Annotated in this window: 27 protein-coding genes; 12 read left to right on the top strand and 15 right to left on the bottom strand. The window is 72.2% G+C overall.

Annotated elements, in window-relative coordinates; all coding sequences use genetic code 11:
- Positions 1–84 precede the first annotated feature (84 nt).
- Positions 85–504 (bottom strand): anthrone oxygenase family protein, encoded by a 420-nt coding sequence (locus ACZ43H_RS02820; RefSeq protein WP_464587575.1) that lies wholly within the window; start codon positions 502–504, stop codon positions 85–87.
- Positions 497–1,312, bottom strand: coding sequence for a Rossmann-fold NAD(P)-binding domain-containing protein (locus ACZ43H_RS02825; RefSeq protein ID WP_464587576.1), 816 nt, complete (start codon positions 1,310–1,312; stop codon positions 497–499). The genes ACZ43H_RS02820 and ACZ43H_RS02825 overlap by 8 nt, the downstream gene beginning before the upstream one ends.
- A 73-nt stretch (positions 1,313–1,385) precedes the next feature.
- Between ACZ43H_RS02825 and ACZ43H_RS02830 the strand changes: the two genes are divergently transcribed.
- Complete coding sequence (locus ACZ43H_RS02830) at positions 1,386–2,297, top strand: cupin domain-containing protein (RefSeq protein ID WP_464587577.1); 912 nt, start codon at positions 1,386–1,388, stop codon at positions 2,295–2,297.
- Here ACZ43H_RS02830 and ACZ43H_RS02835 read toward each other — a convergent pair.
- Complete coding sequence (locus tag ACZ43H_RS02835) at positions 2,262–3,509, bottom strand: multidrug effflux MFS transporter (RefSeq protein ID WP_464587579.1); 1,248 nt, start codon at positions 3,507–3,509, stop codon at positions 2,262–2,264. The two genes, ACZ43H_RS02830 and ACZ43H_RS02835, sit on opposite strands and share 36 nt — an antisense overlap.
- 164 nt (positions 3,510–3,673) lie before the next feature.
- On the opposite strand from ACZ43H_RS02835, the gene ACZ43H_RS02840 reads away from it, so the two are divergent.
- The 4 genes from ACZ43H_RS02840 (at position 3,674) to ACZ43H_RS02855 (ending at position 6,513) form a co-directional block, all read left to right on the top strand.
- A complete protein-coding gene (locus ACZ43H_RS02840) occupies positions 3,674–4,576 on the top strand; it encodes a helix-turn-helix transcriptional regulator (protein ID WP_464587580.1) in 903 nt (300 codons plus the stop codon).
- A complete protein-coding gene (locus ACZ43H_RS02845) occupies positions 4,560–4,970 on the top strand; it encodes a (R)-mandelonitrile lyase (RefSeq protein ID WP_464587582.1) in 411 nt (136 codons plus the stop codon). The genes ACZ43H_RS02840 and ACZ43H_RS02845 overlap by 17 nt, the downstream gene beginning before the upstream one ends.
- 51 nt (positions 4,971–5,021) lie before the next feature.
- Complete coding sequence (locus ACZ43H_RS02850; RefSeq protein WP_464587583.1) at positions 5,022–6,062, top strand: NAD(P)-dependent alcohol dehydrogenase; 1,041 nt, start codon at positions 5,022–5,024, stop codon at positions 6,060–6,062.
- Between the two features lie 97 nt (positions 6,063–6,159).
- Complete coding sequence (locus ACZ43H_RS02855) at positions 6,160–6,513, top strand: MmcQ/YjbR family DNA-binding protein (RefSeq protein ID WP_464587585.1); 354 nt, start codon at positions 6,160–6,162, stop codon at positions 6,511–6,513.
- Between the two features lie 33 nt (positions 6,514–6,546).
- Here ACZ43H_RS02855 and ACZ43H_RS02860 read toward each other — a convergent pair whose 3' ends face one another.
- Positions 6,547–7,098: an STAS domain-containing protein gene (locus tag ACZ43H_RS02860; RefSeq protein ID WP_464587587.1), complete on the bottom strand. Its 552-nt coding sequence runs from the start codon at positions 7,096–7,098 to the stop codon at positions 6,547–6,549.
- Positions 7,099–7,105: 7 nt separating this feature from the next.
- Here ACZ43H_RS02860 and ACZ43H_RS02865 point away from each other — a divergent pair, with 7 nt between their 5' ends.
- Positions 7,106–7,348, top strand: a complete 243-nt coding sequence (locus tag ACZ43H_RS02865; protein ID WP_464587589.1) for a hypothetical protein — start codon at positions 7,106–7,108, stop codon at positions 7,346–7,348.
- Here the strand turns inward: ACZ43H_RS02865 and ACZ43H_RS02870 are convergent.
- Complete coding sequence (locus tag ACZ43H_RS02870) at positions 7,336–7,785, bottom strand: hypothetical protein (RefSeq protein WP_464587590.1); 450 nt, start codon at positions 7,783–7,785, stop codon at positions 7,336–7,338. The two genes, ACZ43H_RS02865 and ACZ43H_RS02870, sit on opposite strands and share 13 nt — an antisense overlap.
- A 320-nt stretch (positions 7,786–8,105) precedes the next feature.
- On the bottom strand, positions 8,106–8,447 hold the full coding sequence (locus tag ACZ43H_RS02875; RefSeq protein ID WP_464587592.1) for a DUF1801 domain-containing protein: 342 nt from the start codon (positions 8,445–8,447) through the stop codon (positions 8,106–8,108).
- Positions 8,448–8,486: 39 nt separating this feature from the next.
- Here ACZ43H_RS02875 and ACZ43H_RS02880 point away from each other — a divergent pair, with 39 nt between their 5' ends.
- Positions 8,487–8,762, top strand: a complete 276-nt coding sequence (locus tag ACZ43H_RS02880) for a hypothetical protein (protein WP_464587593.1) — start codon at positions 8,487–8,489, stop codon at positions 8,760–8,762.
- A 19-nt stretch (positions 8,763–8,781) separates the two neighbouring features.
- Here the strand turns inward: ACZ43H_RS02880 and ACZ43H_RS02885 are convergent, their stop codons facing one another.
- Both ACZ43H_RS02885 and ACZ43H_RS02890 read right to left on the bottom strand, forming a co-directional pair.
- Complete coding sequence (locus tag ACZ43H_RS02885) at positions 8,782–9,273, bottom strand: nitroreductase/quinone reductase family protein (RefSeq protein WP_464587594.1); 492 nt, start codon at positions 9,271–9,273, stop codon at positions 8,782–8,784.
- A gap of 38 nt (positions 9,274–9,311) precedes the next feature.
- Positions 9,312–9,917: a TetR/AcrR family transcriptional regulator gene (locus ACZ43H_RS02890; RefSeq protein WP_464587596.1), complete on the bottom strand. Its 606-nt coding sequence runs from the start codon at positions 9,915–9,917 to the stop codon at positions 9,312–9,314.
- A gap of 132 nt (positions 9,918–10,049) precedes the next feature.
- Between ACZ43H_RS02890 and ACZ43H_RS02895 the strand changes: the two genes are divergently transcribed.
- Entirely contained in the window at positions 10,050–10,430 is a 381-nt protein-coding gene (locus ACZ43H_RS02895) for a VOC family protein (protein WP_464587598.1), read from the top strand.
- Positions 10,431–10,520: 90 nt separating this feature from the next.
- Positions 10,521–12,659: an MMPL family transporter gene (locus ACZ43H_RS02900; protein WP_464587600.1), complete on the top strand. Its 2,139-nt coding sequence runs from the start codon at positions 10,521–10,523 to the stop codon at positions 12,657–12,659.
- Between the two features lie 50 nt (positions 12,660–12,709).
- On the opposite strand, the gene ACZ43H_RS02905 is transcribed toward ACZ43H_RS02900, so the two are convergent.
- The 5 genes from ACZ43H_RS02905 to ACZ43H_RS02925 form a co-directional block, all read right to left on the bottom strand.
- The gene (locus tag ACZ43H_RS02905; protein WP_464587602.1) at positions 12,710–15,493 is read right to left on the bottom strand and encodes a cation-translocating P-type ATPase; all 2,784 of its coding nucleotides are present in this window, start codon (positions 15,491–15,493) and stop codon (positions 12,710–12,712) included.
- Between the two features lie 64 nt (positions 15,494–15,557).
- Complete coding sequence (gene ppk2, locus ACZ43H_RS02910; RefSeq protein WP_464587604.1) at positions 15,558–16,418, bottom strand: polyphosphate kinase 2; 861 nt, start codon at positions 16,416–16,418, stop codon at positions 15,558–15,560.
- Between the two features lie 134 nt (positions 16,419–16,552).
- Positions 16,553–17,107, bottom strand: a complete 555-nt coding sequence (locus tag ACZ43H_RS02915; RefSeq protein ID WP_464587606.1) for a GNAT family N-acetyltransferase — start codon at positions 17,105–17,107, stop codon at positions 16,553–16,555.
- Positions 17,104–17,349: a hypothetical protein gene (locus tag ACZ43H_RS02920; RefSeq protein WP_464587607.1), complete on the bottom strand. Its 246-nt coding sequence runs from the start codon at positions 17,347–17,349 to the stop codon at positions 17,104–17,106. Before ACZ43H_RS02920 ends, ACZ43H_RS02915 begins: the two co-directional genes overlap by 4 nt.
- An 82-nt stretch (positions 17,350–17,431) precedes the next feature.
- Positions 17,432–20,146 (bottom strand): LuxR C-terminal-related transcriptional regulator, encoded by a 2,715-nt coding sequence (locus tag ACZ43H_RS02925; protein ID WP_464587609.1) that lies wholly within the window; start codon positions 20,144–20,146, stop codon positions 17,432–17,434.
- Positions 20,147–20,295: 149 nt separating this feature from the next.
- Here ACZ43H_RS02925 and ACZ43H_RS02930 point away from each other — a divergent pair, with 149 nt between their 5' ends.
- The gene (locus tag ACZ43H_RS02930; RefSeq protein ID WP_464587610.1) at positions 20,296–22,524 is read left to right on the top strand and encodes an MMPL family transporter; all 2,229 of its coding nucleotides are present in this window, start codon (positions 20,296–20,298) and stop codon (positions 22,522–22,524) included.
- Between the two features lie 52 nt (positions 22,525–22,576).
- Here the strand turns inward: ACZ43H_RS02930 and ACZ43H_RS02935 are convergent, their stop codons facing one another.
- Positions 22,577–23,146 carry a helix-turn-helix domain-containing protein gene (locus ACZ43H_RS02935; protein ID WP_464587612.1) on the bottom strand — a complete coding sequence of 190 codons (570 nt, stop codon included), beginning with the start codon at positions 23,144–23,146 and terminating at the stop codon, positions 22,577–22,579.
- A gap of 77 nt (positions 23,147–23,223) precedes the next feature.
- Here ACZ43H_RS02935 and ACZ43H_RS02940 point away from each other — a divergent pair, with 77 nt between their 5' ends.
- Together ACZ43H_RS02940 and ACZ43H_RS02945 are read left to right on the top strand one after the other, a co-directional pair.
- A complete protein-coding gene (locus tag ACZ43H_RS02940) occupies positions 23,224–24,177 on the top strand; it encodes an NAD(P)/FAD-dependent oxidoreductase (RefSeq protein ID WP_464587614.1) in 954 nt (317 codons plus the stop codon).
- Between the two features lie 59 nt (positions 24,178–24,236).
- Positions 24,237–24,494 carry a putative antibiotic biosynthesis monooxygenase gene (locus ACZ43H_RS02945; RefSeq protein ID WP_464587616.1) on the top strand — a complete coding sequence of 86 codons (258 nt, stop codon included), beginning with the start codon at positions 24,237–24,239 and terminating at the stop codon, positions 24,492–24,494.
- A gap of 107 nt (positions 24,495–24,601) precedes the next feature.
- Here the strand turns inward: ACZ43H_RS02945 and ACZ43H_RS02950 are convergent, their stop codons facing one another.
- Entirely contained in the window at positions 24,602–25,210 is a 609-nt protein-coding gene (locus ACZ43H_RS02950) for a hypothetical protein (protein WP_464587618.1), read from the bottom strand.
- Positions 25,211–25,217: the final 7 nt, after the last annotated feature.

Consider the following 25,217-nt stretch of genomic DNA (forward strand, 5'->3'; position numbering starts at 1 on the left):
GACATTACTGCATGCGAGCAGGCCTGGACGTTCGGAATCCTCGAGCGTGCGAGGCCCGTCGCCCGCCGGCTGCGGAGGAGGAGGTCACCTCGCCGGCACGCACAGCAGCACGAACGCCGTCGCCGCGGCCGCCGTACGCACGTCGTGCCACAGGACCCAGGGCACCTCGAAGTCCCCGCGGGATCCGCCGCCTGCCAGGGCGTCGTTGAGCGGCACGTTGGCGGCGATCGTGATGACGAGCGCGATCGCGGCCGCCACTGCTGCGGTGATCGTCAGCGGGTCCCGCCGTGCGACGGCCAGGGCCACGGCCAGGGCCGGCGCCCCCAGCAGCAGGGTCAGGAACAACGGGTTCACGATCACGACGTTGATGCGGTTCATCACCCGCACGAACGTCTCGTCGGACATGCCGTGCAGGGTCGGCATCACGGCGACGACGAACGCGACGTAGGTGCCGGCGAGCAGGCCGTTCAGGGCCCGCCCGCCGGCCAGCAGCACGCTATCCACGACGGGCCGTCCCGGCGAGCGCGTCCCTGATGAACGTGGAGAAGTCCCGGGGCTCCCGACCGAGGACGTCCGCGACGCCGGGCTCGAGTCGTGCGTTGCGGCCGTCGAGGACCTCGGCGAACAGGTGGGCCAGCCCGGCGGCGTCGTCCTCGTCGAGACCGACGGAGACGAGGGCGGCGACGTAGTCCTGCACGGAGAGCTGTCGCAGGGTGACGTGCCGCCCGGTCGCGCTGCTGATCTCCTCGGTGAGCTCCTGGAACGTGATGAGTCGCGGCCCGGTCAGCTCGTGGATGCGGCCGACGTGCGCCGGGTCCAGGAGCGTGGCGACCGCGACGTCGGCGATGTCGTCGGCGTCGACGAAGGGCTCGCCGACGTCGCTCGCGACCATGGTGAGGGACCCCGAGGCGATCTCCTCGGCCCAGAACGACTCGGTGAAGTTCTGGAAGAAGAACGCGGAGCGCAGGATCGTCCAGCTCGCGCCAGCCCCGACGAAGGCCTCCTCGGCGCGACGGGCGCCGTCCTCGCCGCGCCCGGACAGGAGCACGAGGCGGGTGCAGCCGAGGTCGACGGCGCGTCGGGCGAAGGCGCCGATGATCGCATCGGCACCCGGCAGCCCGAGGTCGGGCTGGAAGGCGAGGTAGGCGGAGGTGCAACCCGTGAGGGCGCCCTCCCAGGTCGACTCGTCGTGCCAGTCGAACCGCGGTTCGCTGTGCCGGTTGACGGCGCGGACGGGCAGGCCCCGTGTGGTCAGGCGGTGTACGACGCGGCCGCCGGTCTTGCCGGTGCCGCCGGTGATGAGAATGGTCATGACTCGATGGTGGTGGTCGAGAACGACGATCAGAATGCTTGTCACGCTCACGGACATATGCAAACGTCTGTCCATGGATGTGGTGAGTGCCCTCGTCGACGGGCCGCGCGCCCAACGCGCCTTCGTCCTGAAGGCCGTCTTCGACGGCACCTGGTCGCTGACCGTCGAGGACCGCGCGCCGCTGACGGTGGTGGTGATGGCCCGGGGACGCGCGACGTTCACGGGCCGCCGTGGGGCCACCGAGGTCGGCGTCGGTGACGTGGTCGTGGTCCGCGGCCCGGCTCCGTACACCTTCGCCGACTCGGCTTCGACCGCCGCCGACATCCGCATCCTGCCCGGCCAGGTCTGCGTCGACCCGCACGGCCGGCTCCTGGCGGACGAGATGGCACTCGGGGTGCGGACCTGGGGGAACAGCCGCTCCGCGGACGCGACCGTGATGCTGATCGGCACCTACGAGCAGGAGACCTCGGTCGGCTCCCTGCTGCTGTCCCGGCTTCCGGAGGAGCTGGTGATCCGCGACCTCGACCCGAGGTTCATCGGCCTCTTCGCGGCAGAGGTCGTGGGGGAGGAGCCCGGGCAGGCGGCGGTCCTCGACCGGCTCGTCGACCTGCTCGTGGTGCGGTGTGCCCGCAGCCACCTCGCCGAGTCGTCGGAGGGGCGGGCGGACGCGCTGGTCGAGCACGCGCTGCGTGCGATCGAGGAGCACCCGGAGCACCCGTGGACGGTCGAGTCGCTGGCCGCGCAGGTCGGCCTGTCGCGGGCGGCGCTGGCTCGGCGCTTCACCCTGCGGATGGGCGAGCCGCCGCTCACCTACCTGACCCGGTGGCGACTGGCGCTCGCCGCCGACCTGCTCGTGGGCACCGACCAGACCCTCGCCGCGATCGCCTCGCGTGTCGGGTACGCGAACGCGTTCGCCCTCAGCGCAGCCTTCAAGCGGGTCCACGGTGAGTCACCGCGGGACTACCGCCGGCGTCACGTCGCCTGACCGACCATCCGCCCGGCGCGCCGGACGGCGGGTCAGGGCGTGGCCGCCGACGGCACCGGCGGCAGCGGCCAGGGCGACGGCGCCCAGGGAGGCGGCCGTGGCAGAGCCGGCGACGCCCACCAGCGGCGCCGCGACGGCTCCGAGGCCGAAACGGGCCAGACCCAGGAGGGACGAGGCGGTCCCGGCGGCGTCGGCGTGGTGCTCCAGCGCCAGCGACGTGGACGGGGGCGTGGTGACGGCCACCCCGCTGACCATGACGAGCAGGGAGACCACGATCGCGGGAAGCGGCAGGTGGAGCGCGCCCGTGGCGAGCACGCCGGTGGCCCCCGCCACGACCATCGCCAGGCCGACGGCCAGGGTCCGGTGCGCGGACCAGCGCGCGGAGGTCCGGCCGGCGACGAACCCGCACACCATGAACCCCAGGGAGTTCAGCCCGAACGCGAAGGAGTAGCCCTGCGGGGAGAGCCCGTAGCCGCCCTGCAGGACGAACGTGGCGCCGCTGAGGTAGGCGAAGACTGCGGCGTTGGCGAAGCCGGTCACGAGCGTCGCGCCGAGGAAGACCGGGTCGGCGAGGAGCATGCGGAAGCCGCGGAGGCTCTCGGCGAGTCCTCCCGTGTGTCGACGCTGGGGCGGCAGCGTCTCGCGCAGTGCCCCCGCGCCGGCCGCGAGGATGATCACCCCGAGGAGGGCGAGGAACACGAACGTCCCGCGCCAGTCGGTGATCTTCGCCAGCTGGCCGCCGACCACGGGGCCGACGATGGCGGCGAGCCCGGCCAGCACCGTGAGGCTGCCGTAGTAGCGCAGCAGGCGGGCGCCGGTGAAGAGGTCGCGACCGGCGGCCTGGGCGATGACGATGCCCACCGCGCCGGCCAGCCCCTGGACCAGGCGGGCGGCCACGAGGGTCTCGATCGTAGGGGCGATCGCGCACAGCGCCGAGGCGGCGACGTACGCCGTCACCCCGACCAGCAGCGGCCGGCGCCGCCCGAACCGGTCCGACACGGGACCGGCGACCACCTGCCCGAACGCCAGCCCCAGCAGGCAGGCGGTCACGGTCAGCTGGGCGCCGGACGTGGTCGTGCCCAGGTCGGTCGTCAGCGCGGGCAGGACCGGCAGGTAGAGGTCCATCGAGATGGGGCCGAAGACGGTCAGCAGGCAGAGGACCACGCCCAGCGCCCGTTCGGGCTGCGGCTCGGTCGTCGTGCGGACGGACATGAGACAGGTCCTCTCGGACGAGGCGACGGACGGAGGGACGCGGGGGAGCGCCTCGTCGAGTCAACCGACTGGGCGATCCGGCTGGAAGTCACTGCCGATGGGTGTACTGACAGGGCATCCCTCGTGGCTCCGGTCGGGCCTCGGAGCCACCTAGTCTCGAAGCCGTGGACAACCGCCAGGAAGTACGCGAGTTCCTCACCACTCGCCGTGCACGCATCACCCCGGACCAGGTCGGACTGCCGACCACCGGGAGCCGACGCGTGCCCGGACTGCGGCGCAGCGAGGTCGCGGGCCTCGCCGGCCTGAGCGTCGAGTACTACGCCCGGCTCGAGCGGGGCCAGATCGCCGGGGCGTCCTCGGGGGTGCTGGAGGCGCTGGCCCGGGCACTGCAGCTCGATGAGGCCGAGCGCGCCCACCTCTTCGACCTCGCCCGGGCCGCGGACGGCGTCCCGACCTCGGGCCGTCGTCGGCGTCGTACGCCGGGCAGGGCCGCCTCGAGGGTGAGCCTGCAGTGGGCGCTGGAGGCGATCACCGACGGTGTCGCCTTCGTGCGGGACCCGCACCAGAACCTGCTCGCCACCAACGCCCTGGGCCGCGCGTTCTACTCGCCCGTGATCGGGGACGGCGGCCGGATGCCCAACCTCGCGCGCTTCCAGTTCCTCGACCCGACCTCTCGCGACTTCTACCCCGACTGGGACCTGTTCGCCGAGATGTGCGTCGGCGTGATGCGTGCCGAAGCCGGTCGGGACCCGCACGACCGCGGCCTCCAGGACCTGGTCGGCGAGCTCTCCACCCGCAGCGAGACCTTCCGGCGGCTGTGGGCCGACCACGACGTCCGCACCCACGGTGCCGGCACCAAGCGCTTCCACCACCCCGTCGTCGGCGAGCTCGTCCTCGCCTACGAGGAGCTCGCCATCACCGCCGAGCCCGGGCTCGTGCTCCTCGTCTACACCGCCGAGCCCGGCTCACCGTCCGCAGAACGACTCCGGCTGCTCGCCTCCTGGGCAGCACCGACGGAGATCCCCACCCCCGAGACCCAGAAGGAGACCGATGCAGATCACGCGTAGCTCGATCGACACCGTCAAGGGACCGGGCGACTGGTTCACCGGCGGCGTCTACATCGACTCCGTCGCCGCCGCCCCGCCGCCCTCCCGGATGACGGCCAACCTGGTGCACTTCATGCCCGGCGCCCGCACCCACTGGCACCGCCACCCGCTGAGCCAGACCGTCTTCGTCACCGAGGGCGTCGGCCTCTGCCAGCGCCGCGGCGGACCCGTCGAGGTGATCCGCCCCGGCGACCGCGTCCTGTTCGAGGCCGACGAGGAGCACTGGCACGGCGCCGCCCCGAACCGGCTCATGGTCCACATGGCCATCAACGAGGCCGACGCCGATCACGACGTCGTCCACTGGCTCACCCCCGTCACCGACGAGGAGTACGCCGCCGCACCGCCCGTCAGCTGAACCCGGCTGACCACCGACCCCGACCGCACCACCAGAAGGAGCAACCTCCGCATGCGCGTCAACGCATACGCAGCACCCGCCGCCGGCCAGCCGCTGGCCCCGACCACGATCGAGCGTCGTGACGTCGGCGCCAACGACGTCCTGATCGAGATCCAGTACGCCGGCATCTGCCACTCCGACATCCACACCGTCAACGGCGACTGGGGGCCGCAGCCGTTCCCCGTCGTACCGGGCCACGAGATCGTCGGCGTCGTCACCGAGGTGGGCGCCGACGTCAGCCGCCACCAGGTCGGTGACCGCGTCGGCGTGGGCTGCATGGTCAACTCGTGTGGCGAGTGCACCAACTGCCGCAACGGCGACGAGCAGTACTGCCTGGACGGCATGGTCCCGACGTACGCCGGCTCCGACCGCGACGGCACCACCACCCAGGGCGGCTACTCGACCCACGTCGTGGTCGACGCCGACTACGTCCTGACCGTCCCCGAGGGCATCGACGCGGCCGCAGCCGCACCGCTGCTGTGCGCCGGCATCACCACCTACGCGCCGCTGCGCCACTGGGGTGCCGGCCCCGGGAAGCAGGTCGCGGTCGTCGGGCTCGGCGGCCTCGGCCACATGGCCGTCAAGATCGCCCACGCCCTCGGCGCCGAGGTCACCGTGCTGTCGCAGTCGCTGAAGAAGCAGGAGGACGGCCTGCGGCTCGGCGCCGACCACTACCACGCCACCTCCGACCCGGGCACGTTCGAGCAGCTCGCCGGCCGCTTCGACCTGATCGTGAACACGGTCAGCGCCAGCATCGACCTCGACGCGTACCTCGGCCTGCTCGCCGTCGACGGCACGCTGGTCAACGTCGGCGCTCCCGCAGAGCCGCTCAGCGTCAACGTGTTCTCGCTGATCGGCGCCCGCCGGTCCTTCGCCGGCTCCATGATCGGCGGCATCGCGCTGACCCAGGAGATGCTCGACTTCTGCGCCGAGCACCACATCGGCGCCGAGGTCGAGGTCATCGCCGCCGACAAGGTCAACGAGGCCTACGAGCGGGTGCTCGCCTCCGACGTCCGCTACCGGTTCGTCATCGACGCCGCCACCCTCGCCTGACGCATCCGGAGCAGCCCGCCGGCACCTGCAGGTGCCGGCGGGCTGCTGCTGTCTCCTCCCTGGCGGAGGTGTCGGGGGCCCCTGTCAGGATGACCCGGTGACCGGATGCGGCATCGCCGACTTCTTCGAGCTGGCCGACCAGCTCCCGGAGGTGACCCGGGCCGACAACGGCCGCTACTGGCGGGTCGCGGTCAGCGGGCAGACGTTCGGCTACCTCTGGGAGCCGACGCGCACGGTCGGCCTCAAGCAGATGCTCGCCGAGCAGCTCGCGCTCGTGGCGGAGCGCCCCGAGACGTTCGAGGTCCAGTTCACCGCGGGCGCCTTCGGCTGGGTCGTGGTCCGGCTGGAGGGCGTGGAGCGCGACGAGCTGGCGGAGCTCACCTTCGAGGCATGGCGGCTGACCGCGTCGGCCGAGCTGGTCGACCTGCGGGCGGACCGGCTGCCCCGCTGACCCGGTCGGGTCCCCGGGTCGGGACAGCCGACGTCAGTGGACGGTGAGCTGTCCGGTGAGGCGGTCGTGCCGCTCGGCGCTGGGGGCATTGAGGCCGACGATGGTGACCGTCTTGCCCTTGCGGGCGTACTTGCCGGTGATCGCGTCGAGGGCGGCGACCGTCGAGGCGTCCGAGATGTGTGAGTCGGTCAGGTCGATGACGACCCGGTCAGGGTCGTCGACGTACTCGAACTGCGTGTAGAGGTCGTTGGACGAAGCGAAGAAGAGCTCGCCGGTGACCCGGTAGACCGCGGTGGCGTCGCCGTGCTCGTCCTCGACGAGCTGGCGGTGGGTGTCGGTGAGGTGGGCGACGCGACGGGTGAAGAGCGTCGTCGCGACGAGCACGCCCACGACCACGCCGATGGCCAGGTTGTGGGAAAGCACGGTGACCACGATGGTGGCGATCATGACGGCGGTCTCGGACCTGGGCATCCGGCGCAGGGTCCCGGGCCGGACGGAGTGCCAGTCGAAGGTGCCGACCGAGACCATGATCATGACCGCGACCAGGGCAGCCATGGGGATGCGGGCGGAGAAGATCCTCGTCATCCGGCGCATGAAACCGCTCGGCTTCACGCTCAACGAGATGAAGGCCGTCCTGGCCGACATCGAGCTGCTCCGCGAGCCGCAGACGTCGAGAGCCGACGAGGTCGAGGCTCGCGAACGACTCGGGGCCGTCCAGGCCGAGGCCGGCGTCCGCCGGCACAAGCTCGTGCGGCAGCTGGAGATGGCCGACGAGTTCATCGGGCTTCTCGCTCGCGAGGCCCGGCACGACGGCGGCCCCGGTCAGAGCCGGTAGTGCAGCGTGTAGAAGGTGCGTTGCCCCTCGGTCGCGCGCCCGGTGACGGTGCCCTCGATGCCGCTGTACTTCCCCGTTCCACGAAGGATCGGGCCGTCGAACCGCAGGCTCGAGCCAGTCACCGAGGCGCGGAAGACGACGACGCCGCCCTTGAGGGCGACGGCGACCTGGACCACGGCCCGCTCCTTGGCCGGGAACAGTCGCCCGGTGAAGGAATCGAACCCGACGACCCGTCCGGTGGAGCGGGAACGCACCTTGTCGGTCCCCAGGAATGTCCTGCCGACGTCGTGCTCCCCGGTGGATCGAGCGACCAGGCGCTTGGTCAGCGTCGAGCTGTCTCCGGCTGCTGAGCCCACAACCGGTCCGCCGCCGGGAACGACCGCCAGCGCAGTCACGGCAGCAACTGAGGCGATGATGGATCTGCTGAATGTGTCCATGCTCGACGGTACGCCTCGTGGCGCGACCCCCGATCGTCTGCTTCGTCGGATTGTCGGTGCTCGCGTGGCAGATCGCGATGGGGTTGGCCGCCGCGACCGTCACCAGTCACCAGAGCACAGGACGATCACGTGGACGTGGCTGGAGTCTGTCGGTCATCGTGAGGCCGTGTGCCTGAGCGGAGGCAGTTCGTCCCTCTGCAGCCCGCCCGCCGCCTGACCGACGAGCGCCCTGGCACCAACTGCCCCGCGCCCCTGCACCCACGACAGTCGACGAGCTGCGAACTGGGTGCCACACATGAAACCCCGCTCTGCTGACGGACCTAGGCCCGGTTGTGCGCGACGGCCTCCCGGACCAGGCGCACGAAGCCGTCCTCGTCGAGCACGTCGCCCTCGCGCAGGTCGATGGCCCGGCGCGTCCCCGCGTCGAGGCTGGCGTTGAAGAGACCGGACGGGTCGTCGAGGGACGCCCCCTTGGCGAAGGTGAGCTTCACCTTGTCCTTGTAGGTCTCGACCGTGCAGACGAGGCCCGCGCAGGAGAACGTCGGGACGCCGTCAGGGTTGGAGGCCTTGCGCCACTTGGCCTCCTCGACCATGTCGGGCTCGGCCGCCAGGATCAGGGACCGCAGCCGCTCGACCGTCTCCGTCCGCCAGTCATCGCTCACGCGGTGACCCTACGCTCCGCGCCGAGGCATGATCGAGTCGTGACGCAGACACGACGGATCGTCGGGAGCCGGCCGGCGGGGCCGGCCGGCGGCGTACTGGCCGGGGCCGTGGCCGGGACGCTGGCCTTCGCCGCCTGGGTCAACGACCTGCTGCTCGGGATCGCGGTGGGCGGCATCGCCGCCGCCCTGGTCGCGTGCATGGTGTGGGCGGTCCCGGAGTGGCACCGGTTCGGCGTGGGCATGCTCGTCGGCGCGGTCGTCGCCGTGTCGGCGCTGTGGGTGGGCTTCTACGCGGGCGGCTCTCCCGGCTGGTAGCGCCGGCCGCAGCGGCCCATCACCTGTCACGTGGCTCGAGGACCACCACGGCGGTCTCGTTCGGACGCCGCGCGGCGTAGGCCTCGAGGTCGTCGTCGATCGCGGCCCAGCGGGCCCACAGCCGCTCACGCTCCTGGCCGCGGGCGCGGCGCGCGTGGACCGGTCGTACGCCGTCCCGGGTCTGGGCGATCGTGTCGGGATGGTCCTGCAGGTTCAGCCACCACGCGGGCTCGGCTGGACCCCACCCGTTCATCGCCATCGTGACCAGGTTGGGACCGTCCTCGAAGTAGCCGACGACGACCTCGCGTCTCCTCCCCGTGCGACGGCCCGTCGTGGTGAGCCGCAGCGTCCCCCATCCGCCCGGCTTCGGTCGCCACAGCCCCCACCGGCCGCCGCTCGCGCGCACCAGCGTGCGGTGGACGTGCCAGAAGGCCACCACGAACCAGCGCGGAGGGAGCCGGGCGGCGCGACCACGCGATGCCGCTCCACCCGACCCACGATCCCTCCACACGGTCCCAGCGTGAGCGCTGGAGGTGGGCGGGGGCAGGGTCAGAGGTCCGCCTGCCCAGGGTCCGACCGCAGGCTCGCCCACCGGGGCTCGCGGCGACGGGGTGTCAGGACCGTCTGGATGAGCGGCTCGATGCCGGTCGACGTCGGCGCCCCGGGCATCAGCAGGGCGCGGTAGAAGATCGCGCCGGCGAGGACGTGCGCGGCCACCTCCGGATCGACCTGGGCGAAGCTGCCGTCGGCGACCCCGGCGGCAACCGCTGAGGTCAGTGCTCCACCCCGCCGAGTGGAGTAGTCCGCCAGCAGGGCCCGCAGGGCCGGGTCCCGCCGCGCCGCGTCGACGAGGGCGCTGAGGCACCCGCCGAGCACCGGGTCGGCCAGCGCGTCGGCCAGGTGGTGCAGCAGCGTGGCGACCCGGGCAGCCGGCGGCTCCTGGGGAGCCGCCGGTGCGGGCTGGCGGTTCAGGCTGTCCATCGCGTCGACCGCGATGGCCACGGGGGAGTCCCAGTGGCGGTAGACCGTCGTGCGGGCCACGCCCGCGCGACGGGCGACCGCGTCGATCGTCAGTCCGGCGAAGCCGTGCTCGGCCAGCTGGTGGAGCGCTGCCCGGTGCACCCGCTCCCTGGTGCGCTGCACGCGGGTGTCCATGTCGCCGCCACCTCCTGCCGTCGTACCGCTCGTGCGTCGGCCGGGCGGTCGCCGGGCATGCCGCGGGTCTTGACACTTCGCTACACGAGCGTAGCGTAAATCGCACTCGGACCGCCGGGGAGAGGAGGAGCGATGTCGGCCTTCGCGGTGCGCTACATCGTGGATGACGTGGACGTGGCGACGGAGTTCTACTGCCGCGACCTGGGCTTCGAGGTCGAGATGGGGCCGGGGCCGGGATTCGTGGCACTGCGTCGCGACGGGCTCAGGCTCTTCCTGAACCAGCCCGGAGCCGGAGGGGCCGGGGCCTCGCAGCCCGACGGGACGTCCCCGCAACCGGGCGGCTGGTGCCGCTTCCAGCTTACCGTCGACGACCTGGACGTCGAGGTGGCGCGCCTGGCTGCGGCGGGCGTCGGCTTCCGCGGCGAGGTCGTGTCCGGGCGGGGCGGGCGGCAGGTCCTGGTGGAGGACCCGTCCGGCAACCCGGTCGAGCTGTTCGAGCCCGCCGCCCGTTGACGACCGTCGAAGATCCCTGACCTGCAGGACGCGTGATCGGCGCCCGGCGGTTAGCGTCGTCGGGGGGCCACCGTCAGGAGGGAGCCGCTGATGGGGAGCTGGGCCGAGGTCGTGCTGCGGCACCGCCGATGGGTGGTGGTGTTCTGGCTGTGCGTGCTCGTGGCGGGTGCCATGGCGGCGAGCAGGACGAGCGACAGGCTGACCGTCGACTTCTCGCTCCCGGGCCAGCCCGGCACCGCGGCGACCGAGCAGATCGTCGCGGCCGTCCACAACGGCGGGAACACGACGCCGATGCTGGCGACGGTGACGATGCCGCCCGGCCAGACGATCACCGGCCACGAGGACGAGGTGGCGCAGGCGTTCGAGGCCGTCCAGCAGGGTGTGCCGGACGTGCGGGTGATCGACGAGGCCAACACGGGGGACCGCGCGTTCCGCACCGATGACGACCGCACGGCGTACGCCATGGTGTTCTACCCGTTCCCGCAGACCTTCGACCAGGCACTGCCCACCGAGGCGATCCGGACCGCCGTGAAGGGCGCGGCGCCGGACGGGGCCGTGGTGGGCGTCACCGGGATGGACGCGCTCGCGGTGGGCGACGAGACCGGCGGCCCGGGCGTGCTCGCCGAGACGCTGCTCGGCGCAGCCGGCGCCCTGATCGTGCTCCTCTTCGTCTTCGCCTCGGCGCTGGCTCTGCTGCCGCTGGCCGTCGCGGCGGTGTCGATCCTGGCGACGTTCCTGATGCTCTACCCGCTGACCTACCTGACCGACGTCTCGTTCATCGTGCAGTTCCTGGTGGCGCTGGTCGGCCTCGGCGTCGCCATCGACTACTCGCTGCTCCTCGTCACCCGGTGGCGCGAGGAGCGCGACCACGGCAAGGAGAACCACGAGGCGGTCGTGGCGGCGATGGAGACCGCCGGCCATGCGGTCCTCTTCAGCGGCATCACGGTCGCGATCGGCCTGCTGGCGCTGGTCGTGCTGCCGGTGCCGTTCATGCGCAGCATCGGGTACGGCGGCGCGCTGATCCCGGTCGCCAGCGTGGCGGTCACGCTCTCGCTCACGCCGGCGATCCTGGGTGGCATCGGCCCGCGGGTGGACTGGCCCAAGATCCGTCACGAGAGCAGTGCCAGCCCCGGGTGGACCCGCTGGGCGCGGCTCGTCGTACGCCACCGGGTGGCCGCCGTCGTCGTTGCCTCCCTGGTCCTCGGCCTGCTCATCGCCGCCTTCCTCGGCATCAAGATCGGCGCCGCCTCCTCGGACTCGCTCGCGCAGAGCGGACCGGCCGTCACGGCCCTGCACCGGCTCGAGCGGGGTGGCGTCACGACGGGAGCGCTGACGCCCATCGAGGTCCTCGCCGAGAGCGACCGGGCGCAGGACGTCGCCGACCGGCTCGGCCAGGTCGAGGGTGTGGAGGCCGCGCTGGTCTCGACCGGGGCCTCGAGCTCGGCGGACGGCCGGACCGTCGTGGTGCTCGTCCCGGACGCCGAGACCGTCAACTCCCGCAGCGTCGACGTCGTCAACCGGGTCAAGGACGTCGCGGACCAGACGCCCGGCGTGATCGGCGTCGCCGGGCTCGGCACCGCCCAGGTCGACTTCCTGCACGCGGTCTACGGGAACTTCCCGGCGATGCTCACCATCATCGCCCTGCTCACGTTCGTGCTCCTGGCGCGTGCGTTCCGGTCGCTGCTGCTGCCGCTCAAGGCCGTGGTGCTCAACCTGGTCTCGCTCACCGCGGTGTACGGCGCGATGGTGCTCTTCTGGCAGGAGGGGCACGGGTCCGACGCGCTGTTCGGGATCCCCGCGACCGGCGCCGTCACCTTCTGGGTCCCGCTGATGGTCTTCGCGTTCCTGTTCGGCCTGTCGATGGACTACGAGGTCTTCATCCTGGCCCGGATCCGTGAGGAGTACGACGACGGCCGGTCGACCGACGACGCGGTCGTCGAGGGGATCGGCCGCACCGGTCGGCTGGTCACCAGTGCGGCGCTGATCCTCTTCCTGGCGTTCGCGGCGCTGGCGTCCGGCCCCGGCACGGACCTGAAGGTGATGGCGACCGCGCTGGGCTTCGGCATCCTCCTCGACGCGACCGTGGTCCGGTCGCTGCTGGTGCCGTCGCTGGTCTCGCTCTTCGGGCGGTGGAACTGGTACCTGCCGGACCGCGTCGCCCGGCTGCTGCGGGTCCGGCCGTCGCACCCGCACGCCGAGACGTCGGAGCCGGTGCTCGATCCCGACTGAACGCGGCACACCGGAGCCGTCGGCCTGTCGTCATGGGGAATGTCGAGCGGTCATGCAGCGGCCGCCTCGGGCAGGGCGTCCGCGCGCATCGGCTCGGGGGCGCTGCTCGTGCGGCGGCGGGCCAGCGCCTTCCCCGCCTCCCAGGCGAGGAACAGCACCACCGCGGGCAGGGCCCCGAGCAGCCACTGCCTGCTGGTGAGGTCCGCAGCGCCGAGCAGGGACGACAGCACGCCCCCGCGGGCGATCAGGATCGCGAGGGCGACCTCGACCGCAGCGGTGATGTTGAGCGTCTTGTTGTCGAACGTCTCCACGGCGAGGGCCGTCGCCTTCTCGTCGCGGGTCTCGAAGGCCGCGACCACGAGCATCAGCGAGAAGGCGACCAGGCCCATGGTGCTGGCGACCACGGTGCTGTCGTAGTGGCTCTTCGCGGCGACGATCACCAGGTCGATGGCGAGTGACATGAACAGGCCGGTGAGGCCCACGGTCGTCAGGACGGCCGGGCTCATGATCGATGCCTCGCGCGGTCGCGGCCGGCGTCTCATGAGGCCCGGGGTCTCCTTGTCCAGGCCCAGCGCGATGCCGACCGGAGCGGTGATCAGGAAGTTGATCCACAGGATCTGGACCGCGGAGAACGGCTGCCCGCCGGCGATGTCGAGGAGGCTCGCCAGCAGGAAGGTCACCACGTAGGTCACCAGGGCGACGAGCATGAAGCGGATGTACTTCAGCATGTTGTCGTAGAGCTTGCGCCCCTCGGAGACGGCCCGCACGATCGTCGCGAAGTTGTCGTCGGTCAGGATCATGCGACCGGCGTTCTTCGCGACCTGGGTGCCGCTGCCCATCGCGATGCCGATGTCCGCGGCCTTGATCGCGGGGGCGTCGTTCACCCCGTCGCCGGTCATGGCCACGACCTCGTCCTTCTTGCGGAGGGTCTCGACCATCAGCACCTTGTGCTCAGGTGCCACGCGCCCGACCACGCCGATGTCGTCGATGCGGGCGAGGCGCTCCTCGTCGGACATCGCCGCCAGGTCGGTGCCGAGGATTGCTTCCCCGGGGATGCCCAGCTGTTTGGCGACCGCCGCACCGGTGACCACGTCGTCCCCGGTCACCATGCGCACCCGGATGTTGGCCTCCTGGGCAGATCGGACCGCGTCCAGGGACTCCTGTCGGGGTGGGTCGATCATCCCGACCAGCGCGGTCAGCTGCAGGCCCTGGACCAGGGACAGCAGGTCCCCCTCGGGGTCGAAGCCCGCGGGGTCGATGTCCTTGGTCGCCGCGGCCATGATCCGCAGCCCGTCGCTGCCGAGCCGCGCCATCTCCCGGTCGGCGCGCTGGTTCAGCTCCTCGTCCCAGGGGACGCTCCCGCCCCTGGCCAGGGCCGAGGTGGCCCGCCCGATCACCGCGGGCGCGGCCCCCTTGACGAAGACCCGTACGACGCGGTCGCCGGCCTCGTCCCTGGCGTCGCAGAAGGCGGCCATCAGCTTGTAGGTGGGGTCGAACGGCAGGGTGGCGAGCCGGGGGTAGGCCTCCTGGGTGCCGTCGATGTCGAGCTTCACCTTGTGGCCGAGGACCAGGAGCGCTCCCTCGGTGGGGTCGCCCACGACCTTGCCGTCGACGAGCGTGGCGTCGTTGGTGATCACGAACGGCAGGATCGCCGCCTCGATCGTGTTGGTGTTGCCGGCGGTGTGCTTGACCTCGCCGTCGAGCCCGTAGCCCGTTCCCGTGATCTTGTACCGGTCGGTCGGGTCGATCACCTCGACGACCGTGACCTGGTTCATGGTCAGCGTGCCGGTCTTGTCCGAGTTGATGGCCGAGGTCGAGCCCAGCGTCTCCACCGAGTCGAGGCTCTTCACGACCGCACCGTGGTCAGCGAGGTCCCTGGACCCGCTGGACAGGATCACCTGCAGCACGGTCGGCATGGCCATGGGCACCGCTGCCAGCGCGAGGGCGATGGCCGTCGTGAAGATGTCCTCGGTCGAGTCCCCGCGGGCGATCCCGAGGGCGAACATGATCGCGATGGTCAGCCCGGCGGCCGCGGCGATCCACAACGTCAGGGTGTCCAGCTGCCTGGTGAGCGGCGTCTTGAGGTTGGGCGCCGACTTGAGCATCCCGGAGATGGTGCCGACGGCGGTGTCGGCGCCCGTCCCGGTGACGACCATGACGCCGCTGCCGTGCGTCACCGGGGTGTTCATGAAGGCCATGTTCGACTGGTCTCCGAGCACCGGGTCCGGGTCGGTGATCACCTCGGTGCTCTTCGAGGCGGGGACGCTCTCGCCGGTCAGCGCGGACTCGTCGATCTGCAGGGAGGTTGCCTCCAGGAGTCGGCCGTCCGCGCAGACGTCGTCACCTGCCGTGAGCAGGACGACGTCGCCCACGACCACCTGGTCGGCGTCGACCTTGACCTCGGTCCCGTCCCGACGGACGCGCGCGGAGGTCTTGAGCATCGACTGCAGGGCGTTCATGGCGCTCTCCGCCTTGCCCTGCTGGCGCAGGCCTCCCAGCGCGTTGAGCGCCGTGATCAGCAGCACGGCGACGCCCGTGGCGAGCTCGCCGATCAGGATCGAGGCGATCGCCGCCCCGACGAGGATGATCTGCATGTAGGAGCGGTACTGGGCCAGGAAGAGCTTCCACCCCGGCGGCGGCTCCTCGGCGGGAAGTGCGTTCGGCCCGTCCGTCTCCAGCAGCTCGGCGGCCCTGGCCGCGGAGACGCCGACGGCCGGGTCGACACCGAGCTTCCGGGTGACCTCGTCCGGGGGGAGCGCGTACCACCTCTCGGTGGTGCTCTCGCCGCCGGCCGGCGCCTCACCCGTGGTGGACAGCGTGCTCCCGTCCGTCATCGCGACTCCTCTCGGTCGTCGTCCGCGTGCTTCCGGCAGTGCCGTCCCTGGCAGGGCGCCGTGCCTAGAAGGGGGTGGGGATGCGGTGCAGGGACAGGTCGCGCGGCACGTACCCGCGGGGGCTCGGCTTCCTGGGCATCGTGGCGTCCAGGGGCGGCATCGGCTCGTAGGGGACCTGGCTCAGCAGGTGGGTGATGATGTTGAGGCGGCCACGTCGCTTGTCGTTGTTGTCCACGACGAACCACGGCGCCCAGGCCGTGTCGGTGGCGGCCAGCATCGCGTCCCGGGCCCGGCAGTAGTCGTAGTGCCGCCGGTAGGACTTCAGGTCGGTGGGGGAGAGCTTCCAGACCTTGCGAGGGTCCTCGATCCGGCTCTCGAGGCGCCGGGTCTGCTCGTCGACGCTGACGTTGAGCCAGTACTTGATCAGGATGATGCCGTGCTCGACCATCGCCTTCTCGACCGCGGGCGCCTGCTCGAGGAACTTGTCGCACTCCTCCTGGGTGCAGTAGCCCATGACCGGCTCGACGCCGCTGCGGTTGTACCAGCTGCGGTCGAAGATGGCGACCTCACCGCCCGCGGGGAAGTGGGCGATGTAGCGCTGGATGTACAGCTGTGACTTCTCGCGCTCGGTCGGGGTGGGCAGCGCGATGTGCTTGAACACCCGTGGGCTGGTCCGCTCGGTGATCCGCCGGATCGTGCCCCCCTTGCCCGCCGAGTCCAGCCCCTCGAAGACGATGCAGAGCTTGGCGCCGGAGGACTTGACCCACTCCTGCATGGCCACGAGCTCGCCCTGCAGGCGGCGCATCTCCTTCTCGTAGGCCTTCCTCTTCATCTTCGGCCTCTTGGCGGGTGCGTCCCCCGCGGCCATCACCGAGCCCGTCGACCCGGTCTTCTTCTTCTTGGACTGCTTGGACTTCTTGCTCATCGGACCCATCCCCTCTGCGGAGGTGTCTCCGACCTCGAACCACGCCCGCACTCGGTCACCGTCAGCGTAGGTCTCGGTGGCAGGGCGCGACTCATCCCTCAGGGATGGCCCGCGTAGTCGGGCAGGGGGGCCGGTCACGCCCGGGCCGACCACTCGCGATCGAGGACCGCGAAGAGCAGCTCGCTGCCCCACGCGCCCTTGAAGAAGACGTTCTCGACGAAGTGCGCCTCGCGGCGCATGCCCACCCGCTCGAGCAGGGCGGCGGCGGGCGCGTTCAGGGCGTCGGTGACGGCGACGACCCGGTGCAGGCCGAACGTGTCGAACGCGTAACCGAGGAACGCCTCGAGGGCCTCGGTGGCGTAGCCCTTCCCCTGCTGGGCCGGCGCGAGCGTGAAGCCCACCTCGGCCTGCCGCGGCTCGTCGGCGTCCACCCGGAACGCGAGGTCGCCGACGAGCACGCCGTCGGACCGTGCCTCGAGCGCGATCTGGAACCACTCGCCGGGCACGCCCGGCTCGGCTCCACGCAGGGACTCGACGAATGCCTCCCCGCGCTCGCGCGTGAATTCGCTCCAGCTCTGGTAGCGGGCGACGTCGGGATCCGCGCGGTAGGCCACGAACGCCTCGACGTCCGCGCTGGCGAACGGGCGGGCCCGCAGCCGCGGGGTCTCGAAGAAGGTCGTGGAGGTCATCGGGACGATCCTCCGGCTCCGCGGGCGACGGACACCAGCGGCAGGCCCGTGTCGCGGACCCGCGTCAACAGCCCGTGCAGCGCGGCCTGGTCGGCCACCCACCCCTGGATCAGGGTGGTGCCGTCCTCGCCGTCGCTGAGCGCCAGCCCGTCGAACCACGGGCTCCACCTCGGGTCGAGGCGGCCCTGGACGCGGATCGTGTACCAGTCGTCGTCCGGGGGAGTCGCGTGGCTTCTGCTCATGCCCCGCACGCTAGGAGGCGATGTGGTGAGCTGACGTCACCACAGGTGGTGAACGAGGTGGTGAGACCGGCGACCGGTGCCGCTACAGCAGGTCGAGCTCGCGGGCCCGGCGCAGCGCGGCCCGGCGATTGTTGACGCCCAGCTTCAGGTACACGTTGCGGGTGTGTGTGCGCACCGTGTTCAGCGACACCACGAGCTCACGCGCGATCTCGGGGCCGTTGAGGTCGGTGCCAAGGAGCCTGAGCACGTCCCGCTCCCGGCTGCTGAGCGGCTCGACCAGCCCCGGCGCGACGGCCGCGTGGCTCGGAGCCACCCCGAGGGCGGCTCGCAGCCTGCCGACGTACGCCGCCGCGATCCCACGGTCGGCCGCCGCGGCCAGCAGGACCGTCATGGGCTCGCCCTCGTCGAGGAACGTCCGGGTGTGTCCCTCCGGCCCGGCCAGCACCAGGGCGGCCTCGAGCGCCGCCAGCGCCCTGGCCGTCTCGCCGCGCCGCTGGTGGGCCAGCGCCTGCACCACGCGGATCTCGATCACCGAGCCGTTCCGGCCCCCGTCCTGCGCCGCCCGCAGCAGGCGGGCGAGCAGGTCGAGCGCCTGGTCGAGGGTCCCGTCGTTCCCCGTCAGCGGGTGCTCGGCCACGAGCACCCGCGCCAGGGTGAGGTGCTCCAGCTCGCGCAGGTAGCCGAGGTCGTCGGTCACCGACAGGCCCCGGCGGTCGACCCACGCTCGTGCGGCGTCCACGCGTCCCCGACGCACCCAGAGCCGTGCTCGCACGGCGGCGACGGGCCGCACCTCGGGGGAGAAGTCGCCGACGTAGACGCGCTCCGCCTCGTCGAGGAGCCCGCTGGCGGCCTCCGGGTCGCCCTCCGCCTCGCAGACCTGGGCCATGACCACGCGCCAGCGGTAGGCGTTCTGCGGCAGCGCCGCCTGCTCGCCCAGCTCGCGGCTCCGGCTCAGCTCGCGCCGGGCGGCGGACAGGTCACCGAGCTCGCGGTGGAGGGCGGCCAGTCCCACGTGCATGTCCGCGGTCCCACGCAGGACGCGGTCGCCGGGACGGGAGGCCAGCTCCAGCCCCTCCTCGTAGGTGCGGAGCGCGGCGCGCAACCGCCCCTGGGCCAGCCGGATGTCGGCGAGCGCGATGGAGGCGCCGAGCACGTCGGAGACGTGGTCGGCCGCCTCGAGCTCGACGAGGGAGACGGCGTACGAGTCGTGGGCCACCGCCAGGTCGCCGACGGACCACGCCGCCAGCCCGATCAGGGCCGAGGCGGCGCCCCGGGCCAGGTGGTCGTCCTCCAGGGCGAGGTCGAGCGCGCGCCGGGCGTGCTCCACCGTTGCGTCGACGTCGCCACGCACCAGGGCCAGCCCGGCCCGGTGGAAGGCGATCTCGGCGGGCAGGCGGCGGAGCTCGTCGCGGTCCACGACGACCGCGCCGGGCAGCGGGTCGTCCGGGTCGTCGGTGAGCCACCGCTCGGCCGCGTCGAGCAGCTCCTCGACCCCCTCGAAGGAGCCGGTCGACATCCGCGCACCGCCCAGGCTGTTGCACAGGACCGGCCGGCTGCGCAGCACCTCGCCGGGCAGCGCCTCGAGCCAGCTGCGCATCGTCGCCTCCCGGCGGTCCCGGCGCATCGCGGGGATCTCCAGCTCGATCAGGGCGGCGGCACGCTCGAAGTCGTGGCCGGCCATCGCGTGCCGGATCGCTGCGGTGCGGTCGCCGTGCCGCTCGAACCAGTCGCCGGCCAGCCGGTGCAGCGCGCCGACGCGCTCGGGCTGCTCGTCGAGGAGCCGCGCGCGCAGGACGTCGGCGAACAGGTGGTGGTAGCGGTACCACTGGCGCCGGTCGTCGAGCGGGACGAGGAACAGGTTGTCCCGGTCGAGTGCCTCCAGCACGGCCCGGCCTCCGTCACGTCCGGTGACCGCGTCGCACAGCGAGCCGTTCATCCGGTCGAGGACGGAGGTCTGCAGCAGGAACGAGCGGACGTCCTCCGGCAGCCGCTGCAGGACCTCCTCGACGAGGTAGTCCACGACGTAGCGGTCATCGCCCGCGAACCCGGCGATGAAGGAGGCGACGTCGTCCCGTCCGGCCATCGAGAGCGCGGCGAGCTGCAGGGCGGCGATCCAGCCCTCGGTGCGCTCCTCCAGCGCGTCCACGTCGTACGACGTCAGCCGCAGGCCCATGGCGTCGTTGAGGTAGGAGGCCGCCTCGTCAGCGGTGAACCGCAGGTCGGCGGCGCGGATCTCGACCAGGTCGCCACGCGCCCGCAGCCGGGGGAGCGGCAGGGCCGGGTCGGTGCGGCTGGCGATGACGAGGTGCAGGCGGTCGGGGAGGTGCTCGAGCAGGAACTGCATGCCCTCCTGCACCTCGGGGGAGTCGATGACGTGGTAGTCGTCGAGCACCAGCACGACGTCCGCCCCCGCGGGGCCGAGGTCGTTGAGCAGCGCGGTGAGCACGAGCCGGGCCGCCGGCGGCTGCGGTCCCTGCAGCAGCCCCAGTGCGTCCGCGCCGACGTCGGGCTCCACGGTGCGCAGCGCGGCGATGAGGTAGGTCCAGAAGGTCGCCGGGTCGTTGTCGCCCGCGTCGAGCGAGAGCCAGGCGCTGGAGGTCTTCCGGCCGGCGGGCGCGGGGACGCCGGCCACCCAGTCGACGAGCAGCGTCGTCTTGCCGAACCCGGCCGGCGCGGACACCAGCACCAGCCTCGCGGCGAGCCCCTGCTGCAGTCGCCCGAGCAGCCGCGGGCGGGGCACGAGACCTCGCCGTGGCCGGGGGAGGAACAGCTTGGTCTCGAGCAGTGGGGTGGGCATCCCCGACTCCTGTGGCGCGTCAACAGAGGCCCGGCGCCGGGCCACGGGCCACCAACGCTAGTCCGTCCGGACGTGCGGGAGCAGGATCACCACGTGATTCACCACGTGTGGTGATACCCGCTCACCACATCGGTTCCTAGCTTCCGTCCATGAGCACCACCCCCGGACTCCCGAGAGGCACGATCATGGACAGGTTCACCCGTGGCATCGCAATGGCCAGCGCGAGGCGCCCGTGGCGCACGATCGCGAGCTGGTCCCTCATCCTGGTGGCGGTCGTCTTCGTGGCCGGCAGCGGAGGCGGCACGTTCGTCGACGACTTCGCCACTCCCGGCAGCCAGAGCGAGCGCGCCATGCAGCTGCTCGACAAGAACTTCCCCGACGCGGCGAAGGGCAAGGCGCTGGTCGTCCTGGAGGCCGACGACGGCCTCGCCAGCCACCGGGCCGACATCGAGAAGCTGCTGACCGAGGTCGGCACGTTCGAGCACGTCGGGTCGGTGGCCGACCCGTTCGCCGCCGGCACGGTCTCGCAGGACGGCCGGATCGCGTACGCCGAGCTCACGCTCGACGAGCCCGAGCGGCAGATGGGCAAGCCCGCCTTCACTGTCCTCTCCCGGGCCGTCTCGGGGTCGCACGTCGACGGGGTCCGGGTCGAGCTCGGTGGCGACGCCGTCTTCCTCAACGCCGAGGACGACAGCTCGGGCCACGTGGGCGTCGGGCTGCTGGTCGCGCTGCTCGTGCTGCTCGTCGTCTTCGGCACGCTCGTCTCCGCGCTCGTCCCGATCGGCCTCTCGATCGTCGCGGTCGGTGCCGGGATCGGCGGCATCACCCTGCTGGCCGGGTCGATGGACGTGTCGGTGTCCGCCGTGCCGGTCGCCGGCCTGGTCGGCCTCGGGGTCGGCATCGACTACGCCCTGTTCGTCGTGGCCCGCTACCGGGAGAACCGGGCCGCGGGTCAGGACAACGACCGGGCCCTGGCCGGCGCGATGGGCACGTCGGGAGCTGCCGTCGTCTTCGCGGGCGGCACCGTCGTGGTCGCGACCGCCGCGCTCGCCATCACCGGGCTCGGGATCCTGACCTCGATCGGGCTGTCGACCGCGCTGATGGTGCTGTTCGCGGTCGCCGCGGCCGTCACCCTGCTGCCGGCCCTGCTCGGGCTCCTCGGCGACCGGATCGACAGCGGCCGGCTGGTGCGTCGCCACCGCCCGGCAGGCGCCGCACGACGCAGCCAGGACAGCGCCTGGTGGCGTCACGCCCACCGCGTCGCCGGCCGCCCGTGGCCCTACTTGCTGGGCGCGGTCGTCGTGCTGGTCGCGGTCGCGACCCCGTCCCTGTGGATCCAGACCGCCTTCCCGGCCGCGGGCGACGCCCCGAGGTCGACGACCCACCGGCAGGCCTACGACCTGCTCGCGAAGGGCTTCGGCACCGGGTTCAACGGGCCGCTGACGGTGGTCGTCGACCTCTCCGCCCCCGGAGTCGACGCGCCCGAGCTGCCCGCGCTCACCGGGGACGTCGCCGCGACCCCCGGCATCGTCTCCGTGAGCGAGCCGCGGCTCTCCGCGGACGGCGACACCGCGGTGTTCAGCGCCGTCCCGACCACCGGCCCGGCAGACCCCGAGACCTCGGCGACCATCGACCAGGTCCGGGACCGGATCCCCGGCAACGTCTACGTCACCGGGATCACGGCGGTCACCGACGACCTGAACAACCAGCTCACCAGCACCCTGCCGCTGTTCGTGGGCACCGTGATCGCCGTGTCGTTCCTGCTCCTGATGCTGGTCTTCCGGTCCGTGGTGGTCCCGCTGAAGGCGGCCGTGATGAACCTGCTCTCCATCGGTGGCGCCTACGGCGTCCTGGTCGCCGTCTTCCAGTGGGGCTGGGGGAGCAGCCTGATCGGGCTCGAGGGGCCGACGCCGATCACCTCGCTGATCATCGTGATCATGTTCCCGATCCTGTTCGGGCTCTCCATGGACTACGAGGTGTTCCTGCTGTCCAGGATCCGCGAGGAGTTCGCACGGACCGGTGACAACGCCGAGTCGGTCGCCCGGGGGCTGGCCGGGACGGGACGCGTCATCACCTCGGCCGCGCTGATCATGGTCGTCGTCTTCCTGAGCTTCGTCGCCAGCCCGGTGCCGTCGCTGAAGATGCTCGGGCTCGGGCTCGCCACCGCGATCCTGATCGACGCCACCGTCGTCCGGATGGTGCTGGTGCCCGCGACCATGGCCCTGCTGGGCAAGGCGAACTGGTGGCTGCCCGCATGGCTGGACCGGGTCCTTCCCCACCTCAGCGTCGAGGGTTCGGGCAGCGAGGCGCCGGCGCCGGAGCCGTCGTACGACGCAGTGCCGGTCCTCCCCGGGACCGAAGGACTTGTCGGTCGCTGAGCTCCGACCACCGACGGCCCCCGGCACCTGTGCCCGGGGGCCGTCGGCACGATCAGCCGTGCGGCGGCTGCGCCAGCACGTGCATGCGCTCGCCGGGGCGTCCGAAGATGCTCAGCACCTCAGCGGGGCCGTCGCCGGTGCTGCCGAACCAGTGCGGCACCTGGGTGTCGAACTCCGCCGCCTCGCCCACGCCCAGGACCAGGTCCTGCTCTCCGAGGACGAGCCGCATCCGCCCGGCCAGGACGTAGAGCCACTCGAACCCGTCGTGCGTGCGCGGGCTCGGCGTCGTCTGCGACGCCGGGATGACGATCTTCCACGCCTGCACGCCGCCCGGCCGGGTCAGTGGCAGCACCGTGCGGCCGTTGACCCGGCGTGGCTTGAGCCGGATCCGGGGGTCGCCCACCTCCGGGGCCCCGACCAGGTCGTCGATCGGCACCCGGTAGACCTGCGACAAGGGCAGCAGCAGCTCCAGGCTGGGTCGCCGCTGCCCGGTCTCCAGCCGCGACAGCGTGCTCTTCGAGATGCCCGTCCGCTCGGCCGCCTCGGTCAGGGTCAGTCCCCGCTGCTCGCGCACCCGCCGCAGCCGCGGGCCGACCAGGTCCAGGGCCGCCGCGATCGTCACCGGGCCATTGCACCCGGGATTCCCGGAAACAGCAACAGACGTTGTCGCCGGGTCCGGCGACGAGGAGGCTGGACGACATGAACGAGTACGACGTCGTGGTCATCGGCGGGGGCGCCGCCGGCCTGTCCGCCGCCCTGGTCCTGACCCGCGCCCGCCGCCGGGTCGCCGTGGTCGACGCTGGACAGCCGCGCAACGCCCCCGCCGCGCACATGCAGGGCTTCCTCGGCTCCGACGGCCTCCCGCCCTCCGAGCTGCTGGCCGCCGGCCGGGAGGAGGTCCGCGGGTACGGCGGCCACCTGGTCACCGGCACGGTCGCGGGCGTCACCGCCTGCGCGGCGTCCGCGGCCGGGGGCCGCCCGCGCTTCGACGTCGCCCTCGAGGACGGGCTGTCGCTGCGCACCCGCCGGGTCCTCGTCACCACGGGGCTGCGCGACGACCTGCCCGCCGTCCCCGGGGTGCGCGAGCGCTGGGGCCGCGACCTGCTGCACTGCCCCTACTGCCACGGCTACGAGGTCCGCGACCAGCCGCTCGGCGTCCTCGGAGGAACCCCCGAGTCCCTCGCCCACGCCCACCTCGTCCGGCAGTGGTCCCACGACGTCGTCCTCTTCACCAACGGGCTGCCCGTGACGGCCGAGGAGCGCGAGGGGCTCGTCGCCCGCGCCGTGGGGGTCGTCGACGGCCCCGTGGCCCGCCTCGTCGTCGAGGGCGACCGGCTCACCGGCGTCGAGCTCGAGTCGGGCCAGGTCGTGCCCCGGGCCGCGGTGTTCGTGCGGCCCCGCTTCGTGCCCAACGACGCCCTGCTGACCGGGGTGGGCTGCGCCGTCGACGACCAGGGCTGGGTCGTGGTCGACGGCACGGGCCGCACCAGCGTCCCGGGCGTCTGGGCCGCCGGCAACGCGGTCAACCCCCGCGCCCAGGTCGTCACCGCTGCCGGCGAGGGGTCCGCCGCGGCCATCGCCGTCAACAACGACCTCGTCGAGGAGGACGCGTCGACCGCCGTCGACGACTTCCGCTCGGGCCTGCCGCTCTGACCAGCCCGACCCACCTCCCGATCCCTCATCCCGTCCGCCCCACCCCCAGGAGTCCCGTCATGCCCGAGAACCACGCCGCCCTGCGCGCGAACCCCGTCCCTCCGCCGACCAAGCACCAGCTGGCGCTGATGATCTGGATCGCGGTCTTCCCGACCCTCACCGTCCTCAACCTGACGATCGGGCCGTGGCTGGCCGACGCCGGCGCGGTGCTGCGCACGTTCGTCCTCGCGACCGTCGCGGTGCCGATCGTGATCTACGGCCTGATGCCGCGGCTGCACCGGCTCCGGGCGCGGATCCTCACCAGTCGGGCACCCTGACCGGCGGTCGAGATCGGTCGCCGCGTGTGACGACAGAGGACGGCCCCTCCGCCCGATCGGGTGGAGGGGCCGTCATGGTGCCGGTCAGGCTCGGGTCAGGAGCCGGGTCACAGCCTCAGGATCGCGAGGATCGAGTTGAGGATCTGCGAGACCTGGGTCAGCACCCCGTTCTGGTCCAGCAGCCCCGCCACCGCGCACAGGAGGTTGCCGAGCAGGTTCCCCGCGCCCGACGCCACGATGATGTTCAGGACCACCTTGTCCAGGTGCACCTGGAGCCCCAGCAGGTCGAGGTCCAGGGGGCCGAGCACCAGGTTCAGGATGTCGCAGCTGCCCGCGGCAGCAGAGCGGAGGGACTGTCCCTCCGCCTTCTTCACCGGGAGGTTGACCTTCTGCGTCGTCGTCCCGACGACGTGTCCGTTGCCGCGCGTCATGGTGGCCCGCAGCTTGCCGATCACCCGGAGGTTGCCGGCGTTGCCGACCTTGAACCGCTTCGGGGTGAACGTGCCCGTCACCGTCCCGTGCTTGCCGAAGGTGCCTGCCACGCGCGAGACGGCCTTGCCGTAGTCCGAGCTCAGCACCGGCTTCGCCGAGCTGCTGCTGGTGCGCGCGCCCTCCGCGCTCGCCTGGCCCACCGGTCCGACGGCGATCATCGCCATCGTGAGGAGGCCTGCCAGCAGGGTGACCAACCCGCCCCGAGAAATGCGTGATTGCTTCATGATGTTC

The sequence above is a fragment of the Nocardioides sp. DN36 genome (genome assembly GCF_055380375.1).

Bases quoted from the DNA above. Each gene is read 5' to 3' on its own strand.
- ACZ43H_RS02895 (WP_464587598.1), top strand. From the start codon at position 10,050: ATGTCGGCCTTCGCGGTGCGCTACATCGTGGATGACGTGGACGTGGCG.
- ACZ43H_RS02870 (WP_464587590.1), bottom strand. From the start codon at position 7,785: ATGGACACATTCAGCAGATCCATCATCGCCTCAGTTGCTGCCGTGACT.
- ACZ43H_RS02930 (WP_464587610.1), top strand. From the start codon at position 20,296: ATGAGCACCACCCCCGGACTCCCGAGAGGCACGATCATGGACAGGTTC.
- ACZ43H_RS02860 (WP_464587587.1), bottom strand. From the start codon at position 7,098: ATGACGAGGATCTTCTCCGCCCGCATCCCCATGGCTGCCCTGGTCGCG.
- ACZ43H_RS02915 (WP_464587606.1), bottom strand. From the start codon at position 17,107: ATGACCTCCACGACCTTCTTCGAGACCCCGCGGCTGCGGGCCCGCCCG.
- ACZ43H_RS02945 (WP_464587616.1), top strand. From the start codon at position 24,237: ATGCCCGAGAACCACGCCGCCCTGCGCGCGAACCCCGTCCCTCCGCCG.
- ACZ43H_RS02830 (WP_464587577.1), top strand. From the start codon at position 1,386: ATGGATGTGGTGAGTGCCCTCGTCGACGGGCCGCGCGCCCAACGCGCC.
- ACZ43H_RS02900 (WP_464587600.1), top strand. From the start codon at position 10,521: ATGGGGAGCTGGGCCGAGGTCGTGCTGCGGCACCGCCGATGGGTGGTG.
- ACZ43H_RS02940 (WP_464587614.1), top strand. From the start codon at position 23,224: ATGAACGAGTACGACGTCGTGGTCATCGGCGGGGGCGCCGCCGGCCTG.
- ACZ43H_RS02920 (WP_464587607.1), bottom strand. From the start codon at position 17,349: ATGAGCAGAAGCCACGCGACTCCCCCGGACGACGACTGGTACACGATC.
- ACZ43H_RS02890 (WP_464587596.1), bottom strand. From the start codon at position 9,917: ATGGACACCCGCGTGCAGCGCACCAGGGAGCGGGTGCACCGGGCAGCG.
- ACZ43H_RS02950 (WP_464587618.1), bottom strand. From the start codon at position 25,210: ATGAAGCAATCACGCATTTCTCGGGGCGGGTTGGTCACCCTGCTGGCA.
- ACZ43H_RS02865 (WP_464587589.1), top strand. From the start codon at position 7,106: ATGAAACCGCTCGGCTTCACGCTCAACGAGATGAAGGCCGTCCTGGCC.
- ACZ43H_RS02845 (WP_464587582.1), top strand. From the start codon at position 4,560: ATGCAGATCACGCGTAGCTCGATCGACACCGTCAAGGGACCGGGCGAC.
- ACZ43H_RS02825 (WP_464587576.1), bottom strand. From the start codon at position 1,312: ATGACCATTCTCATCACCGGCGGCACCGGCAAGACCGGCGGCCGCGTC.
- ACZ43H_RS02850 (WP_464587583.1), top strand. From the start codon at position 5,022: ATGCGCGTCAACGCATACGCAGCACCCGCCGCCGGCCAGCCGCTGGCC.
- ppk2 (WP_464587604.1), bottom strand. From the start codon at position 16,418: ATGAGCAAGAAGTCCAAGCAGTCCAAGAAGAAGAAGACCGGGTCGACG.
- ACZ43H_RS02835 (WP_464587579.1), bottom strand. From the start codon at position 3,509: ATGTCCGTCCGCACGACGACCGAGCCGCAGCCCGAACGGGCGCTGGGC.
- ACZ43H_RS02925 (WP_464587609.1), bottom strand. From the start codon at position 20,146: ATGCCCACCCCACTGCTCGAGACCAAGCTGTTCCTCCCCCGGCCACGG.
- ACZ43H_RS02905 (WP_464587602.1), bottom strand. From the start codon at position 15,493: ATGACGGACGGGAGCACGCTGTCCACCACGGGTGAGGCGCCGGCCGGC.